Below are 13,316 nucleotides of genomic sequence, written 5' to 3'. Positions count from 1 at the left end.
CCATGATCTGGGAACTGTTGGTCATCGTCCTGCTGATCCTGCTCAACGCCTTCTTCGCGATGTCGGAGATGGCGCTGGTGTCGGCGCGCCGCGCCCGGCTTCAGCAGATGGCCGAGGAGAAAGGCGGCGCGGGTGCCCGCGTCGCGCTGGAGCTGTCGGAGGATCCGAGCCGCTTCCTGTCCACCGTACAGGTCGGCATCAGCCTGACCGGCATCATCGCCGGCGCCTATGGCGGCTCCACCCTGGCCGAACGGCTCGGCGGCGTGCTGGACGAACAGGTCGCCTGGATCGCCCCCTACGGCCACACCGTCGCGTTTGTCCTGGTGGTCGCCGCCATCACCTATTTCTCCCTCATCATCGGCGAACTGGTGCCCAAGCGCGTCGCCTTGATCTCGTCGGAGCGGATCGCCGCCCTGGTCGCCGGCCCGATGCGGATGGTGTCGCGGCTGTCGGCCCCGGTGGTCTGGCTGCTCGGCGTGTCGAGCGACGCGGTGCTGAAGCTTCTGCGCCTGCCGACCTCGCGCGAGCAGACGGTGACGGAGGAGGAGGTCAAGACCCTGATCGCCGAAGGCACCCAGAGCGGCGTCTTCGAGCCGGCCGAACGCCAGATGATCGAGGGGGTGATGCATCTGTCCGACCGCACGGTGCGGTCGATCATGACGCCGCGTCCCGACCTGATCTGGCTCGACATCGACGACGGCCCCGATGCCATCGGCCGCGAGATCTGCGAAAGCGGCTATTCCCGCTTCCCGGTCTGCCGCGGCGACGTGGACGAGCTTCAGGGCGTCGTCGCGGCCAAGGCGCTGCTCGACCAGTCGCTGAAGGGGGTCGCCTTCGACGTGCGGACGGCGATGGTCCAGCCGCTGGTCGTCCATGACGGCACGCCGGTCTTCCGCCTGCTCGACCTGTTCAAGCAGGCCAGCGTCCACATGGCGGTGGTGGTGGACGAGTACGGCAGCGTCGAGGGTCTGGTCACCATGACCGACATCCTGGAGGCGATCGCCGGCGAACTGCCCGACAGCAGCCACGAAGGCGACGCCGGCGCCGTCCAGCGCGAGGACGGCAGCTGGCTGGTCGACGGCATGACCCCGGTCGAGGAGGTCGAGGCGCTGGTCGGCGTCAAGAACATGAAGGGGGAGGGCGATTTCCACACCATCGCCGGCTTCCTTCTCGATCATTTCGGTCACGTTCCGACCGCGGCGGAGCATTTCCATTGGAACGGCATCCGTTTCGAGGTCGTCGACATGGACGGCCGCCGCATCGACAAGGTGCTGATCCAATACGATACGGGAAACTGAGTAAAAAGCAATTTTTGCAATGCATACCCATATATGACGCTCCGCTCTGCTTGCAAAAAGTGGAAATTTTTTTTAACAACGATGCTATGTGTCAGTTGAAGAACAAGGAAAATGAAATGCTTATTAGCACTGACGAAAACATTCGCAAGTTCGCCGACGGCGAAATTTTGGGCCAAAAAGACGCTTTCTCTGAAAGCGTTCAAGTGCGCCTTCGGCTTTCAAAAAGCGCGATCATGTATATTCTTAGAAACGAAAAGGAATACATTAGTAATTGTGCGATAACGTTTGAATATAATACGTCGATGATTAGTGCATGCATCGAAAAGCTCCAAAGAACGAAGCCGGGAGACTGGGATGATCCAGAAGATCTTGCTTCCAATTTGATCGTTGCAATTTTCCAAATGATCTACGAGAAGGCAATAGTTACAGGAAATTGGGAAAGCTCGTACGAATTTCCAATCATAGATTTTATCCTGGGTCCAGGAATTAGTCAAACAGAACTGGAAAGAAGACAATTTCCGCTCTGGGCGTTTAGCTTTCAAAAAGATCTTAATAAATCGGAAGCCAAAAAAAATCTGCTAGAGCTACAAGCGACTATTGCAAGAATTGATGCTCTAAATAAGGAGCATAATATGAAAACGAAAGAGTGGAAAAAAACTATCGAAGATTGGGATGAAAGACTAAAGGAGTATCAAGAATCATTAAGCAACATGGCGGGCCAGTATAACTTTGTTGGACTCGCGAAAGCATTCAAGGAATTAATCGAAAAAAAGAAAAGAGAATCTTTTCTTGCGCGCTTGTATTTGATTGCTATGGCAGTTATCATCCTTCTTCCTCTGGCGGCGTCAATATACGTTTCATACTTGATTTGGGCCGACGCAAATGCAGGCATGGACCCGATGAAAAACAAACTTTTACTCGGTCTTCCTGTTTTGATCCCATTGGAAATAGTGTTGATCTACTTTTTCCGCATTATCTTAAAAGAACAACTGAGTTTGAAGGCGCAGATACTACAGTTGGAGTTGCGCTATAGCGTATGTGCGTTCATTGAAGGATATGCGAAGTTTGCAGAGGGCATGGCGAAAGATAAGTTAGATAGATTTGAAACCCTTATTTTCAGCGGAATCACACCCGACCCAACGGCAGTTCCAAGCACCTTTGACGGAATGGAGCAGCTTGCAGGTTTAATACAGAAATTCCAAAAATAATATTTTGGCAAATTGCGGCGAAATGCTTCTCATAAAAAGATGTTATTGAAAAAAAGTTATGAACATACGCATGTACCGAACCGGCGCAAATATTATTCTCTGGTAGGCAGCTTAACGTCTTGGTCTCAATGTTGTTTTCAGTCCGCACAGAGAAGAATGAATAGTCTTTCCGCCCTGGGCCTATCAAGGGACCAGCGGCCCCTCAATGCACCACCATCTCCCCATCCCCGAACGCGCCCCCGAATGCCCCATCGTCCGCATTGGTCGTCCGCACCGCCTCGACCAGATCGCGTACTTCCTCCGACAGGTCGTCGGCGTCCCAGCCATGGCCGTCGGCGCCGGCGACCACCAGCAGGCGCAGCGTGGTGCGCAGCAGGTCGCCGGCTTCCCAACCATTGGAGCGTTCGGCCTCGCGCGCCATGTGCAGCAGGCCGGTGGCGCAGTTCAGGACCTCGGGGTCGACCTTCATCGGGCGCTCCTCCACGCCCGTAAGGGCGAATATCGTTGGTCTTGCCAACAATAATTGGACCGCGGCCCCGGCGTGTCAAACCTGTCCGTCCGGCTCCTCCAGCGGCGGGAGTCGGGAAACGAAACGACCCTTGACGCCATGGGGCCATTGCTTGAACGGAACGATCCCGTCATCGGTGGCGGCATAGGCGCGCAAGTAAGCGGTCAGCGTCTCCACCGTCATCTCGTCCGGGGCGAAATCGCCCAGCACATAGCTCATCCGGGCGGCGGAGCGCACGGCGACGGCGCAAGGGCGTCGGCAGCTCATCAGGCAGCGCATCGGCCGCAGCCGCACCTGTGCCGTCAGATCGGGACTGTCGGCCAGCGCCCGCTCCATCAACGCCACCAGCTCCGCCCCCGGCCGGACCGCTTCGGGCGGATCTTCCGGCCGGCGGCAGGTTTCGCAAACGACAAGCTCGACGGTCATGCTTGGGCTTTCAGAGATTGTCCAGGTCGTGGGGTTCGACAGCTAGAGGCCGGGTTGGGCGCTGTCAACGCGCTTGCACCTTGCCAAGCACCGGGAAACTCCCGACGATGCGGACCACGACAGGCGACGGGCGGGAACGGCGGACGGGCATGAGCGCGAGGCAACGGATCGTCCGTGAACGCCGGCAATACAACCAGCTCGCCGCCGACCAGACGCTGGAGGACTACGCGCTCCGCTACACGGCGGAACGGGCGCGGCGCTGGAGCGCATGGCGGGTCGCCAACACCGCGCTCGGCGCCATCTCCTTCCTGGCCTGCGAGGCGCTGGGCGCCGCCGTCACCCTGACATACGGCTTCGAGAACGCCATGGCCGCCATCCTGGCGGTTGCGGTCCTCAGCATCCTGGTCGGGCTGCCGATCACCTACCATGCGGCCAAGGCCGGGGTGGACATCGACCTGCTGGCCCGCGGGGCGGGCTTCGGCTATCTCGGATCCACCATCACCTCGCTGGTCTACGCCTCCTTCACCTTCATCCTGTTCTCCATCGAGGCCAGCATCATGTCGGCCGGGCTGACCATGGTGCTGGGCATTCCGGCCTCGCTCGCCCATGTCATCAGTTCGCTGGCGGTGATCCCCATCGCCGTCTACGGCATCCGCTTCATCAGCCGCATGCAATGGGCGACGCAGCCGGTGTGGATCCTGCTGCAATGCGTGCCGCTGGCCTATTTCTTCCTGCTCGACCGCGAAACCCTGGCGCAATGGACCTCGCTGCCCGGCGTCTACGCCCCCGACGGCGGGCTGTCGCTGCTGCCCTTCGGCATGGCGGCGTCCGTCCTGCTGTCGCTGCTGCCGCAGATCGGCGAGCAGGTCGACTATCTGCGCTTCCTGCCCGCGCAGTCCCGCATTGGCAAATTGCGCTGGTGGACGGCGCTGCTGGCCGGCGGGCCGGGCTGGGTGGTGATCGGCAGCCTGAAGCTGGCGGCGGGGTCGCTGCTGGCCTTCCTCGCCATCAAGCACGGGTTGGCGGTGGAGGATGCGGTGCAGCCCAACAGCATGTACCACATGGCCTTCCTCGACGTGTTCGGCTCGCCGATGTCTGCACTGGCGCTGACCGGCATCTTCGTCGTGGTCTGCCAGATGAAGATCAACGTCACCAACGCCTATGCCGGCTCCATCGCCTGGTCGAACTTCTTCTCCCGCCTGACCCGCAGCCACCCCGGCCGCGTCGTCTGGCTGGTGTTCAACGTGCTGCTGGCCCTGCTGCTGATGGAGATCGGCATCCTCGGCGTGATCGAGAGCATCCTCGGCCTCTACGCCAACGTCGCGGTCGGCTGGCTGGGCGCGGTCGCCGCCGATCTGGCCGTCAACAAGCCCTTGGGATTCAGCCCGCCGGGGATCGAGTTCAAGCGCGCTCACCTCTACGACATCAACCCGGTCGGCACCGGCGCCATGGGCCTGTCGGTGCTGTGCTCCACCACCGCCTTCTTCGGGCTGCTGGGTCCGGTGGCCCAGGCGCTGGCCCCCTTCATCGGGCTGGTCGTCGCCTTCGCCGCCGCGCCGCTGATTGCCTGGAGGACGCGGGGCCGCTATTACATCGCCCGCAAGTCCGATCCCCTGCCCGGCGAGGGCGCGACCGTCCGCTGCTCGATCTGCGAGAACCAGTTCGAGCGGCCGGACATGGCCTTCTGCCCGGCATACGACGCGCCGATCTGCTCGCTCTGCTGCACGCTGGAGGCGCGCTGCCACGACCTTTGCAAGACCGACAGCCGCTTCGCCGACCAGATCGCCCGCAGCCTGCAGCGGATCCTGCCCAAACGCATGGCCGCCGGGGTCCACACCCGCACCGGCCACTTCATCGGGGTGATGACGCTGTTCTCGCTGGTGCTGGGCGGGGTGCTGGTGGTCATCGACTTCCAGTACGCCAATGCCGACGCGGCGGAGCGGGCGGCGATCCACACCGCGCTGGTCACCGTCTTCGTCTGCCTGTTCATCCTGTCCGGCGTCGCCGCCTGGCTCTTGGTGCTGGCCCATGAAAGCCGCCGCAAGGCGGAGGAGGAGACCGGCCGCCAGACCGCCATGCTGATGGACGAGATCGCCGCCCACGAACGCACCGACGCCGCCCTCCAGAAAGCCAAGGAGGTGGCGGAGGCCGCCAACGCCGCCAAGAGCCGCTACATCATCGGCGTCAGCCACGAAATCCGCGCGCCGCTCAATGCCATCTCCGGCTATGCCCAGCTTCTGGAAAGCAACAGCACCCAGCGCCCGCAGGACGCCGTCCGCGTCATCCGCCGCAGCGCCGAGCATCTGTCGAACCTGATCGACGGGCTGCTCGACATCTCCAAGATCGAATCGGGCCTGCGCCGGCTCAGCCGTGACAAGGTGCAGCTGATCGACTTCCTCGACCAGCTGGCCGACATGTTCCGCATCCAGGCATCGGCCAAGGGGCTGGAGTTCCGCTATGCCCGCGTGCCGCACCTGCCGGTCTGGGTCCACACCGACAGCAAGATCCTGCGCCAGATCCTCATCAACCTGCTGTCGAACGCCGTGAAATACACCGAGAGCGGCCATGTCGCCCTGACCGTCCGCTACCGCAGCCAGATCGCCGAGTTCGAGATCGCCGACAGCGGCATCGGCATCCGCGCGGAGGATCTCGACCGCGTCTTCGAACCGTTCGAGCGCGGGCGGGGCGCGGCGGTGCGGGCGGTGGCCGGCACCGGGCTCGGCCTGACCATCACGCGGGTGCTGACCCGGATCATGGGCGGCGACATCGCGCTGCGCAGCGAAGCCGGGCGGGGCAGCGTCTTCACCGTCCGCCTGCTGCTGTCGGAGGCCATGCACCGGCCGGGCGAGCAGGTGGAGCGCCGCGCCATCACCGGCTATGCCGGGCCGCAGATCACCATCCTGCTGGCCGACGACGACCGCGACCATCTGGCGCTGATGACCGACATCCTGCGTCCGCTGGGGTTCGTGCTGTTCACCGCGTCCGACGCCGTCACCTGCCTGGAGCTGGCGGCGCAGTGCAAGCCCGACGTCGCCATGCTCGACATCTCGATGCCCGGCGAGAGCGGCTGGGACGTGGCGGAGGAGTTGCGCCGCCAGTTCGCCGACCGCATCCGCATCATCATGGTGTCGGCCAACGCCTACGAGGCGCAGGGACCGGGCGACGGCCGGGCGCCGCATGACGCCTTCGTCGCCAAGCCCATCGAGATCCACGCGCTGCTCGACCGCCTGCAGGCGCTGACCGGGCTGGAGTGGATCCATGCGGTGGAAAAGCCGGCGGAACCGCTTGCCCCGCCGCCCGCGCCGGCCGATCAAACCCCCGAGCAATCCAATCAAGGGCCATCCAATCAAACCCCATCCAATCACCCGCCGGAGTCGGCGCTGCGTCATCTCGACGACCTGCGCCAGCTCGGCCGGATCGGCTATATTCGCGGGATCGAGGCCAAGCTGCGGGAGATCGAGGCGGAGGATGCCGCCGCCCTGCCTTTCGTCGAGCGGCTGCGAACGCTGGTGCGCGCCTTCGACCTGAAAGGCTATATGCGTGCGGTGGAAGAGGCGGCGGCGCAGCGCGACGCCGCACAGGACCAAGACGATCGGGCGGAAGATGATCTGGCAGAAGACGGGGCCGTGACGGGATGAAGCGCCGCGACATGATCCTGGTGGTGGACGACACCCCCGACACGCTGGGATTCCTGACGGAGGCCATCGAACAGGCCGACCTGACCGTGCTGGTCGCCGTCGACGGCGAAAGCGCTCTCGATCTGGTCGGCCAGATCACCCCGGACCTGATCCTGATGGATGCGGTGATGCCCGGCCTCGACGGCTTCGAGACCTGCCGGCGGCTGAAGCAGATCCCCCACCTGTCGCACATCCCCGTCATCTTCATGACCGGCCTCAGCGACACCGAGCATGTGGTGAAGGGGCTGGAGGCCGGCGGCGTCGATTACGTCACCAAGCCGATCGTGGTGGACGAGCTGATCGCCCGCATCCGCGTCCATCTGACCAACGCCCGCGTCGCCTACGGCGCCCGCGCCGCGCTCGACGCCACCGGCCGCTTCCTGCTGGCGACGGACGGGGAGGGCAGGCTGCTGTGGTGCACCCCGCAGGCGGAGCGGCTGCTCGGCGGCCTGCTGCCCGGCCCCGACGGCGTGCGCCCCGAAGCGGCATCCTCCCTGGCCGCCGGTCTGGTCCGGCTGCGCCGGGCCTCATCGCCCGGCGCCTCGGCGGAGACCTTCACGCTGGACCTGCCGGACGGCGAGGGGGTGCGGCGGCTGGAATTCACCTATCTCAGCCCGGCCAACCCCGACGAGTACCTGTTCCGCCTCAGCGAGCCGACCGCGGGACGGCAGGAGGCGATCCTGCGCGACGCCCTCGGCCTGACCGCGCGCGAAGCGGAGGTGCTGCTGTGGATCGCCAACGGCAAGCCCAACCGCGACATCGGCGAGATCCTGGGCATCAGCCCGCGCACGGTGAACAAGCACCTGGAACAGGTCTTCGCCAAGCTGGGGGTGGAAAACCGCTCCTCCGCCGCCGCGCTGGCGATCCGCACCCTGGCCGCGCGGGCCTGAAGGCGGCGAAGGCGTGGTGGGGGAGGCGCGGCGTTCAGACCTCGACGGTCTGCGGGCCGCCCCGTCCGGCGATGATGTGGTTCATGATGCAGGTCATCACCGGCTCGCCGCGCTGGTTCACCGTGGTGTAGGCCAGCCGCACCGTGCCGCGCCCGCCGCGGCGCGACGGAATGGTCTCCACCACCTCGACCCGGGCGCGGATGGTGTCGCCGGGCCGTACCGGCCGCAGCCAGCGCAGCTCGTCCATGCCGGACCCGCCCAGGCTGGTGCCGGTGATGATGCCGGTGTCGCGGATCAGCCGGAAGGTCAGCGACAGGGTGTGGAAACCGCTGGCGATCAGCCCCTGGAACGGCCCGTCGGCCGCCGCCGCCGCGTCCATGTGGAAGGGCTGCGGGTCGAAACGCAGGGCGAAATCCATGATCTGGCTGTCGGTCAGGGTCGCCCCTTCCGATTCGATCACGTCGCCGATGCGGAAATCCTCGAAATAGCGGCCGGCCATCGTATCGATTCTCCCTGGTCCCGGATTATCCTTGCCGCAAGAGAGTAGCCCGCCCGATCCATCCGGCAAAGGGCAGGGACGGCTGCGGCCGGGGCATAGGCCCTACGGCGTAAACCATTGGCGTAATTCGCATTCCGGTCGTGATGGGGCATGTTCCCGGTCGGATTCCAGACCATCGACGGACGGATGTCACCAAACCCAGCGCAAACTGCCTCCACCCCGTCGCCATTCCGTTGCGTCGTGTTTTCGGTTGCCGGCCGGGTGCTGGCGCTGCCGGTCGGGTCCGTGCGGCGTTTTTTGCCGTTGCCGCGTCTCGACCGGCTGCCGACGGCGCCGCTGCCGGTGGAGGGCGTTTTCCGCTATCAGGGGGAGGTGGTGCCGGTCCTGCGCCTGGACGTGCTGCTGGATCTGGCCGGTGAGGGCGCCGAGCCGAACCTCTATTCGCCGCTGTTTCTCGTCACCTGGCAGGGGCGGCCGGCGGCGCTGCTGGCCGACCGGGTCCATGGCGACACCGCGGTCGATCCCGCCGAGCGCACGCCCGCCGATCCGGCGCTGACCTTCAACGGCTGTGCCGTCGGCGCCTTTCCGGACCGGGTGACCGGCCGCGGCGGCACCGTGACCCTGCTCGACCCCGACCGGCTGCTCAGCGAGGCGGAAGGCCGGCTGCTCGACGCCTTCCGTGCCGTGGCGGAACGAAGGTTGGCGCAGTGGCGGCACTCTCAGGACGCGGCCTCTTCCGCGGACGGTGCCGCATGATGCCGAACGCCGTCGCCGCCGGGATCGAGGCGATCCGCCGCGATCCGAATTTCCTGCGCCTGAAGTCGATGGTGATCGACGCCACCGGGCTCGCCTATTACGCCGACAAGGATGCCGCCTTCGCCGAGCGGATCAACCGCCGGCTGCCCTTCGGCCGCGTCACCACGGTCGGCGGTTATCTCGCCGCGCTGGAGGCGGAAGGTCCGACCGGCGCCGAATATCAGGGCCTCATCAACGAGCTGGCGGTGGGGGAGACCTTCTTCTTCCGCTACATCGAGCAGTTCGATGCGCTGCGCGCCGTCGCCATCCCCGAATGCCTGCGCCGCAACCAGTCGAGCCGCCTGCTGCGGATCTGGAGTGCCGGCTGTTCCATCGGGCCGGAGGCCTACACGCTCGAAATCCTGCTGAAGCAGCATTTCGCCGCCCAGCTGGAAGGCTGGCAGGTCCACATCGTCGGCACCGACATCAACGGCGCCTTCCTGGAACAGGCGCGGCGCGGCGCCTATGGCGACTGGGCGGTGCGCGGCCTATCGCCGGAAACGCTGGAGGCCTGTTTCGACCGCCAGGACAAGCTGTGGTCGGTCAAGCCGAAGTACCGGCAATGGACCAGCTTCATGCCCTTCAACCTCGTGGATGGGGCTATCCCCTCCTATCCGCACGGGATCGGGCATTTCGACATCATCCTGTGCCGCAACGTCATGATCTATTTCGACGAGGCGACGCGGCACCGGCTGCTGGGCAATCTGCACAAGGCGCTGGCCGACGGCGGCTGGCTGGTGGTCGGCCACGCCGAGGCCGGTCCGCAGATGAACGAGCTGTTCATTCCGGTCTCGGTTCCCGGCGCCACCCTCTACCGCAAGCACGCCGAACCGGCGGCCCCGGCCGCGGCGGATCGCCGCCCATCCCCCGGCCCGGCAGCGGCGGCCCCGGCCTCCGTGCTCAAGTCCCGCCGCGCGGCCGGACCGGCGCCGGACGCCGCGCCCGATCCCGCCGTCCGGCCCGCTCCGCGCTCCCGCAGGGCCGAGCCGGCGGCGACGCCTCCCGCGGCACCCACCCCGCCGGACACCGCCGAGACCAACGAGCGCTCGACCGTTCTGGAAGCCTGTCTGGCCCGGGTGGAGGCGAACCGGCTGGACCCCGGCGCCCATTACCAGCTGGGTCTGGTGGAGGAGGAGCTTGGCGTCGGCGACCCGGTGGCGGCCTTCAAGCGCGCGCTGTATCTCGACCCGCGCTTCGTTCTGGCCGACTATCATCTGGCGCTGGCCTATTGGCGGCGCGGCCGGCTGGTCCCGGCGCAGCGCCATTTCCGCAATGCCCGCGAGGCGCTGGAGAACCGTCCCGACGACGAGGCGGTGGCGGAGGGCGGCGGCCTGACCGTTCAGGAATTGCGCGGCATGCTGGACCTCTGGCTGACCGGTGAGGAGGGGTGATGGACGACACGCTTGCCGGCGCCGGCGCAGGATTGGCGGCGGGGATGGTGACCGGGGCGGCGGGTGCCGCACCGCTCATCGCCGCCCTGGAAAGCGCCTCTCCCGACCGCGCCGCCGCCCGTGCGGCCGCCCAGGCCGCCATCGACTGGGACGAGGTGCACGGGAAGCTGGCCCGCCGCACCGCCGACATGGAGGCGACTTTCGCCGGCCACGGCCCATGGGCCGACGCGGTGCTGGCCCGCCGGGCCGAGGAACTGGCCGAAATCCCGCAACTCCATGGGGAGGAGAGCGCCGGCGTCCCGATGCTGGTCGCCCGCGGGGCCGAAACGCTCTATGGGCTGGAACTGCGCCATCTCGGCCATATCGCGCCGATGCCGCGGCTGGCCCGCGTGCCGGGGGCGCCGCCCGCCGTGCTGGGGGTGATCGCCGTCGCCGGCCGGGTGATGCGGCTGTTCGACCTCGACCGGCTGTGCAATGGCCCTTCCCCCGGCCTGTCCGCCGCTCTTTCCAGGACCGGGGTCGAGACCGATCCGTCCGGCTACGCCGTCGTGCTGCGCACCGGGGCGGGCCGCCCGGCAGCACTGCGGGTGCGGGAAGTGGAGCGGGTGTCCGACATCGTGCCGCCCCGCACCGCCGCCCCGGCGGAGGCCGGCCCGCTGGTCAGGGCCATCGCCGCCGACCGCATGGCAATCCTGGACATGGCGGCGCTGCTCGACCTCGTGAAGACCTGAAACCGACCGATCCACCTGAAGAGCCGTCCGGGGCTGGAGTCCAAGAATGAACATGAAAGTCGCGCACAAGCTGGTCCTGGGATTCGGCGTCGTCTGTGTTCTGACGGCGCTGCTGGCGCTCTATCAGATGTCGCGCTTCTCCGACGCGCTGGACGTCATCATGGCGGTGTCGACCTATGACAACGAGGCCGCCGACATGGTGACGGATGTCGGCAACATGCAGGCGGAGCTGCGCAGCACGCGCGAGACGGCGCTGAACGCCGTGTCCATCGCCAATGCCGAAGGGCGGGTCGCCGAGATCCCGGCGCTGCTGGCGCCGCTGCGCCGCCATTACGACGAGGTCGGCGCCCAGTTGCGCGACCGGCTGGGCCAGCTGCGGGCGATGGTGGCGGAGCGTGCCTCCACCGGCGTGACCGACAGCCGCCGCCGGGGCTGGGTCGAGCTGGACACCGCGGTGAACGAGATGTCCCGCGCCATCGCCATGGTCGGCGACGAGGCGCGGACGATCTACACCATGCTCGAACGCAACCAGATCGCCGAGGCGCTGCTGCGCCGCCAGCGGGTGGACGAACTGCGCAAGAACATGGAGGCGCGGATCGACCAGGCCCAGACCGCCATCGACCACCTGACCAAGGCCGGTCGCGCCGACATCCGGTCGATCTACAACACCGCCATCCAGTCCTCGATCATCGCGCTGGTCGTCGTCTTCCTGATCGCGGTGGCGGTCGCTTACCTGATCGGCAGCTCGATCACCCGGCGGCTCGGCCGTGCCATCGACTTCGTCACCAGGGTCGGCCACGGCGACCTGACGCAGGAAATCGCCATCGCCGGCAAGGACGAGCTTGCCGTCCTCGGCCAGCATCTGAACGAGATGGCAGGCCGGCTGAAGTCGATGGCCCGCACCACCCGCGAGACGGCGGAGAGCGTCCACGCCGCCACCGCCCAGATCCGCGCCTCGACCCAGCAGCAGTCGGCAAGCGTCGCCGAACAGCTGGCGGCGGTGGAGCAGACCACGGCCACCCTGTCGGAGATCACCGAATCCGGCGCCCAGATCAACCGCCGCGCCCAGGACGTCTCGCACGGCGCCCAGACGGTGGCGGCCTCCAGCCATTCCGGGATGAAGGCGGTGGACGACACCATCCAGGCGATGGACGCCATCCGCGAACAGGCGGAGGCGGTGGCCGAGAACATCGTCATGCTGTCCGAGCGCACCCAGGCGATCGGCGAGATCATCGTGACGGTCAACGACATCGCCGAGCGCTGCCACCTGCTGGCGCTGAATGCCGCCATCGAGGCGGCGGCGGCCGGCGAGCATGGCCGCACCTTCTCCATCGTGGCGGGCGAGATCAAGAGCCTCGCCGACCAGTCGAAGGAGGCGACCGCCCAGGTCCGCTCCAACCTTTCGGAGATCCAGCACGGCATCAACGCCTCGGTCATGCTGACGGAGGAGGCGGTGAAGCGCGTCGCCGCCGGCAAGCGCCAGACCGACGCCACCCAATCGACCATCCGCACCATGGCGGAGAACATCCAGGAGAGCGTGCTGGCCTTCCAGCAGATCGTCGCCGGCACCAACCAGCAGCAGATCGGCCTGGAGCAGGTGATCCAGGCGCTGCAGAACATCCGCGAGGCCAGCAGCCAGACCGCCGCCGGCACCCGCCAGCTGGAAGGCGCCGCCGCCAACCTGAACAACCTCGGCCAGGGCCTGGTCGAGGCGGTGCGGAATTATCGGGTGTGATGCGGATGATGTGGCGTTTTCCCTCTCGCCTGTCCCACTCCCCCTCTCCCCCCCGGGGAGAGGGCCGGGGTGAGGGGGATGCATTGCGTGCCTCTCCCAAAGCTCCTGTCGCGCTTCCCCCTCACCCTAACCCTCTCCCCGGGGGGGAGAGGGGATTG

General features: G+C 66.2%; 11 protein-coding genes. 8 read left to right on the top strand and 3 right to left on the bottom strand.

The genetic code is table 11. The features are described 5' to 3' along the window. The first annotated feature begins 2 nt into the window (after window positions 1-2). Both FZ029_RS24295 and FZ029_RS24290 read left to right on the top strand, forming a co-directional pair. A complete protein-coding gene (locus FZ029_RS24295; protein WP_149272301.1) occupies window positions 3-1,298 on the top strand; it encodes a hemolysin family protein in 1,296 nt (431 codons plus the stop codon). Beyond that, the gene (locus FZ029_RS24290; protein WP_211104204.1) at window positions 1,214-2,506 is read left to right on the top strand and encodes a hypothetical protein; all 1,293 of its coding nucleotides are present in this window, start codon (window positions 1,214-1,216) and stop codon (window positions 2,504-2,506) included. The genes FZ029_RS24295 and FZ029_RS24290 overlap by 85 nt, the downstream gene beginning before the upstream one ends. A 202-nt stretch (window positions 2,507-2,708) precedes the next feature. On the opposite strand, the gene FZ029_RS24285 is transcribed toward FZ029_RS24290, so the two are convergent. Together FZ029_RS24285 and FZ029_RS24280 are read right to left on the bottom strand one after the other, a co-directional pair. After that, window positions 2,709-2,975, bottom strand: coding sequence for a hypothetical protein (locus FZ029_RS24285; RefSeq protein WP_136703734.1), 267 nt, complete (start codon window positions 2,973-2,975; stop codon window positions 2,709-2,711). 75 nt (window positions 2,976-3,050) lie between these two features. After that, a complete protein-coding gene (locus tag FZ029_RS24280) occupies window positions 3,051-3,440 on the bottom strand; it encodes a DUF1636 domain-containing protein (protein ID WP_149272299.1) in 390 nt (129 codons plus the stop codon). A 107-nt stretch (window positions 3,441-3,547) separates the two neighbouring features. On the opposite strand from FZ029_RS24280, the gene FZ029_RS24275 reads away from it, so the two are divergent. Both FZ029_RS24275 and FZ029_RS24270 read left to right on the top strand, forming a co-directional pair. Further along, window positions 3,548-7,078, top strand: coding sequence for a hybrid sensor histidine kinase/response regulator (locus FZ029_RS24275; RefSeq protein ID WP_247892470.1), 3,531 nt, complete (start codon window positions 3,548-3,550; stop codon window positions 7,076-7,078). After that, window positions 7,075-8,007: a response regulator gene (locus FZ029_RS24270; protein ID WP_149272298.1), complete on the top strand. Its 933-nt coding sequence runs from the start codon at window positions 7,075-7,077 to the stop codon at window positions 8,005-8,007. The genes FZ029_RS24275 and FZ029_RS24270 overlap by 4 nt, the downstream gene beginning before the upstream one ends. A 34-nt stretch (window positions 8,008-8,041) precedes the next feature. On the opposite strand, the gene FZ029_RS24265 is transcribed toward FZ029_RS24270, so the two are convergent. Next, window positions 8,042-8,506 (bottom strand): MaoC family dehydratase, encoded by a 465-nt coding sequence (locus tag FZ029_RS24265; RefSeq protein ID WP_109156784.1) that lies wholly within the window; start codon window positions 8,504-8,506, stop codon window positions 8,042-8,044. 240 nt (window positions 8,507-8,746) lie between these two features. Here FZ029_RS24265 and FZ029_RS24260 point away from each other — a divergent pair, with 240 nt between their 5' ends. From FZ029_RS24260 to FZ029_RS24245, 4 genes are read left to right on the top strand one after another with little or no spacing between them, the layout of a single operon-like run. Then, complete coding sequence (locus FZ029_RS24260) at window positions 8,747-9,262, top strand: CheW domain-containing protein (protein WP_247892469.1); 516 nt, start codon at window positions 8,747-8,749, stop codon at window positions 9,260-9,262. Next, window positions 9,259-10,692: a protein-glutamate O-methyltransferase CheR gene (locus tag FZ029_RS24255; RefSeq protein ID WP_149272296.1), complete on the top strand. Its 1,434-nt coding sequence runs from the start codon at window positions 9,259-9,261 to the stop codon at window positions 10,690-10,692. Before FZ029_RS24260 ends, FZ029_RS24255 begins: the two co-directional genes overlap by 4 nt. After that, complete coding sequence (locus FZ029_RS24250; RefSeq protein ID WP_149272295.1) at window positions 10,692-11,423, top strand: chemotaxis protein CheW; 732 nt, start codon at window positions 10,692-10,694, stop codon at window positions 11,421-11,423. Before FZ029_RS24255 ends, FZ029_RS24250 begins: the two co-directional genes overlap by 1 nt. 46 nt (window positions 11,424-11,469) lie before the next feature. Further along, window positions 11,470-13,158 (top strand): methyl-accepting chemotaxis protein, encoded by a 1,689-nt coding sequence (locus FZ029_RS24245; protein ID WP_149272294.1) that lies wholly within the window; start codon window positions 11,470-11,472, stop codon window positions 13,156-13,158. Window positions 13,159-13,316: the final 158 nt, after the last annotated feature.

The sequence above is a fragment of the Azospirillum sp. Sh1 genome (assembly GCF_008365135.1).
In the GTDB taxonomy this organism is placed as follows: domain Bacteria; phylum Pseudomonadota; class Alphaproteobacteria; order Azospirillales; family Azospirillaceae; genus Azospirillum; species Azospirillum oryzae.
The sequence above is the reverse complement of the archived record's forward strand: the minus strand, read 5'-3'. Positions and strand labels throughout refer to the sequence as shown.